Consider the following 3,381-nt stretch of genomic DNA (forward strand, 5'->3'; position numbering starts at 1 on the left):
GCTGTTCACTGAACAACCCTGCGATCAAACCCGCAAATCTTGCATATTTGTAGCAAATATGTGATGTTACAATCCATGAATCCTTTATTACTTGCTGCTTGGCAGCGCTTGGCTTTTGTTGTCTTTTTGATTGTGAACCTGTGGGTATGTGTACTTTGGGCATGGTAGCTGTTGATATGATTCGTAAAAAATTATCCAAGTACTGGAGAGCAAAGTCTTCCATCGTCAATTCAAAACAGCTTGATCCCATTGGTATTCATTGTCATAGCTTACATGTTTGTTATGGCCGGCATGTGGCAATAGAAAAACTTACGGGTGTTTTTGAACCTGGAACGCTTACAGCAATTGTAGGCCCCAACGGTGGGGGCAAGTCAACCCTGCTGAAGGTCATGAATGGGACCCACCCCCATGAACGCGGAGCTATCAAGATTTCTCCAAGCGTGCAAGATCACATCGCCTATTTGCCACAGCACACTGAAATCGATCGTAGTTTTCCCATCTCAGTCAAGGATTTGGTTGCCATGGGGTTGTGTCATCAACAGGGATTTTTCACAGGTATCACGGAGGGTGCTTGTTCAAGCATAGATCAATCTCTTGAGCGAGTTGGAATGCTTGACTGCAAAGATCGGTCCTTGCATACTTTATCGGGCGGGCAGTTGCAACGCACGTTGTTTGCGCGAATGGCTGTGCAGAATGCCCCTATCATTTTACTTGATGAGCCGTTTGCAGCTATTGACGCTCCCACCATGGAGATTCTGGCTGATATTTTGTGTATGTGGCAACAGCAAGGCCGGACTTTGGTGGTTGTCTTGCATGACTTGGATATTGTCAGAGAATTTTTTCCGCAAACACTTATCCTAGCGCGTCAGAGTGTGGCTTGGGGAGCAACCCAGGATGTATTGACTCTGGAAAATTTACGTCGTGCCAAGAATCTTTCCCGTGGTTGGGAGGTCACAAGTTGTGGTGTTGCAGCGGTTCCAAACGGCGTTTCCGCTATAGCTTGAAGGAAACACCATGCTTGAGGTACCTTACGACTTTTTTATTAGTCCCTTTGAGACCTACCTTTTTTTGCGTCGGGCACTGATTGCTTGTCTAGCACTGTCATTAGGAGCGGCTCCGATAGGCATTCTTGTAGTGCTGCGTCGTATGAGTCTTATGGGGGATGCTCTATCACATTCTATATTACCTGGCGTATCACTTGGCTTTTTGTTGTCAGGTCTGTCTCTGCCTCTTATGAGCTTGGGGGGATTTATCTCTGCGCTGATTGTAGCTTTGCTGGCGGGCATAGTTTCCAGAACCACTATCCTCAAGGAAGATGCTAGTTTGGTGGGATTCTATCTGATTTCCCTGGCTCTGGGATCACTGATCGTGTCGGTAAAGGGAAACAACATTGATCTGGTGCATATTTTGTTTGGAAATATTTTAGCCATTGATCAAACGGCTTTGATACTGGTGTCGGTGATTACTTCAGTCGTTTTGTTGTTAATGGCGTGGATTTACCGTCCCTTGATGATTGAGTGCTTTGATCCAAATTTTATGCGATCTCTGAAAGGACGCGGACATCTTTACGAGGCCTTGTTTATTGTGATGATTGTTTTGTGTATGGTAGCTGCGTTTCAAACAATGGGAACGCTGATGGCTTTGGGGCTGGTGATGCTGCCGGCAATTATTGCCCGTTTCTGGACTCAAGAAATTTTGAGTTTGTTTGTGGTTGCTTTCCTTGTGGCTCTAGTTTCCAGCTACATAGGGTTGTTGCTTTCATTTCATTATAATTGGCCTTCTGGGCCCGCAATTCTTTTGGTAGCCGGAAGTTTTTATGTTTTTTCAATAATTGTTGGGCGCTTTGGTGTTCTTAGGGGACAAAATTAACTTAATGTTTCGATTCCTTTCCTTACTGTTTTGCTTTGGGTTTATTACACTGCTCGTTTATCATTGTGATGGAGCACGCACACTAAAGGTTGTCACGTCATTTAGTATCCTGCAGGATTTAACACAACAAATTGCAGGACCAGAGATACAGGTCAACACCATCGTTGGTCCTAATAGTGATGCGCATGTTTTTCAGCCCACTCCTGAAACGCAAAAACTCTTGTCTGGCGCTGATCTAGTGATTATCAATGGTTTAGGGTTTGAAGGCTGGATCACGCGATTGATTGATGCGTCTGGATTTAAAGGATCAATCACTGTGGCCTCCCAAGGCATCAAGAAAAGATATGTTTTGGATGAAAAAGTCTTTGATCCTCATGCTTGGCATAGTATTGCAGCCGTAAAAATTTATGTACGTAACATTGCACGAGCACTGTGTACATTAGATCCGACTAACAAGGACGCATACCAACAACGCTTGAATTGCTATCTTACCAAACTGAATGAATTGGATGCATGGGTGAGTCATTCCATTAATACTATTCCCGCCCAGAAACGCAAAATTGTAACGGCACACGATGCTTTTCAATACTACGGAAAAGAGTATAAATTGATATTTCTAGCCCCTCAGGGCGTTAGCACAGAATCTGAGCCTTCTGCAGCTCAGGTTGCTCGTTTGATTACACAGATAAAAGAGGAGGGTATTGATGCCTTGTTTATCGAGAACATGGCAAGTGCACGTTTAGTGGAGCAAATGGCCGCGGAAACTAATATTCGTATTCTAGGTCCATTGTATTCCGATGCATTGTCAGAAAAAACAGGACCTGCAGCTACTTATTTCAAGATGATGCGTCACAATACGGAGCAGCTTTTGGGTGCGATGCAGGGTATATACTGAGCAGTGCTTAAGTTAGTGCTATATTGAAGTTGAATCAAACTGTTGATTTTCTGGTGCACTCAAAGTTCTCATTTACCTCAAGTAAACTGCGCGCTTTTCACTGCCATAAAATTTAATATTTCTATTCAGCACGGGTATATTGGTTTTTTGTTCAATTCCACTTGAAACGTCGAATAGACAAAAAAAATTAGAAATTTGCTGATGGTAATACATTCTTTAGATTTGGTTAATTCCTTATTAACTCTTTTTCTCTAAGTTAAGGGGCAGAAAAGAAAACAACAGGAAAGCCATGCACCCTGCGATACAAAACCGTAATGAGCCCTTTGATCTCAGCTTATGCGATTCAACTCAGAGCTACCGGTTGGAGAATTTTCCCTATAGGCACAAAAATATCATCAACGATCGCGTTGGTTCCTTAGTAATGCCAGACAACTCGATGATCGACTCAGGTATCAAACAGGAAGATGTCTTGATTGTTGAGCCCAATAAGAAACCACAAGATGGCATGATTGTCGCTGCTCTTATAAGCGGCACCCTGTTGATACGCCGGTATTTTAAAATTAAAAATAAAATCTGTTTGACGCCCGATAATGTTGAGATTGCTTCTACCGAAACAA

Annotated in this window: 4 protein-coding genes; all 4 read left to right on the forward strand. The window is 43.2% G+C overall.

Features of this window, described 5'->3' with window-relative positions; translation table 11 throughout:
• The first annotated feature begins 176 nt into the window (after positions 1 to 176).
• Positions 177 to 1,004 carry an ABC transporter ATP-binding protein gene (locus ABFQ95_08100; protein ID MEN8237480.1) on the forward strand — a complete coding sequence of 276 codons (828 nt, stop codon included), beginning with the start codon at positions 177 to 179 and terminating at the stop codon, positions 1,002 to 1,004.
• A gap of 10 nt (positions 1,005 to 1,014) precedes the next feature.
• Positions 1,015 to 1,869 carry a metal ABC transporter permease gene (locus ABFQ95_08105; GenBank protein ID MEN8237481.1) on the forward strand — a complete coding sequence of 285 codons (855 nt, stop codon included), beginning with the start codon at positions 1,015 to 1,017 and terminating at the stop codon, positions 1,867 to 1,869.
• A 4-nt stretch (positions 1,870 to 1,873) separates the two neighbouring features.
• Entirely contained in the window at positions 1,874 to 2,764 is an 891-nt protein-coding gene (locus ABFQ95_08110) for a metal ABC transporter substrate-binding protein (protein ID MEN8237482.1), read from the forward strand.
• Between the two features lie 289 nt (positions 2,765 to 3,053).
• A partial coding sequence (locus ABFQ95_08115) for a S24 family peptidase (GenBank protein ID MEN8237483.1) occupies positions 3,054 to 3,381 on the forward strand: 328 nt, incomplete at its 3' end.

This window comes from Pseudomonadota bacterium, assembly GCA_039714795.1.
Classification (GTDB): domain Bacteria; phylum Pseudomonadota; class Alphaproteobacteria; order JAGOMX01; family JAGOMX01; genus JBDLIP01.

Bases quoted from the DNA above. Each gene is read 5' to 3' on its own strand.
- ABFQ95_08105 (MEN8237481.1), top strand. From the start codon at position 1,015: ATGCTTGAGGTACCTTACGACTTTTTTATTAGTCCCTTTGAGACCTAC.
- ABFQ95_08110 (MEN8237482.1), top strand. From the start codon at position 1,874: ATGTTTCGATTCCTTTCCTTACTGTTTTGCTTTGGGTTTATTACACTG.
- ABFQ95_08100 (MEN8237480.1), top strand. From the start codon at position 177: ATGATTCGTAAAAAATTATCCAAGTACTGGAGAGCAAAGTCTTCCATC.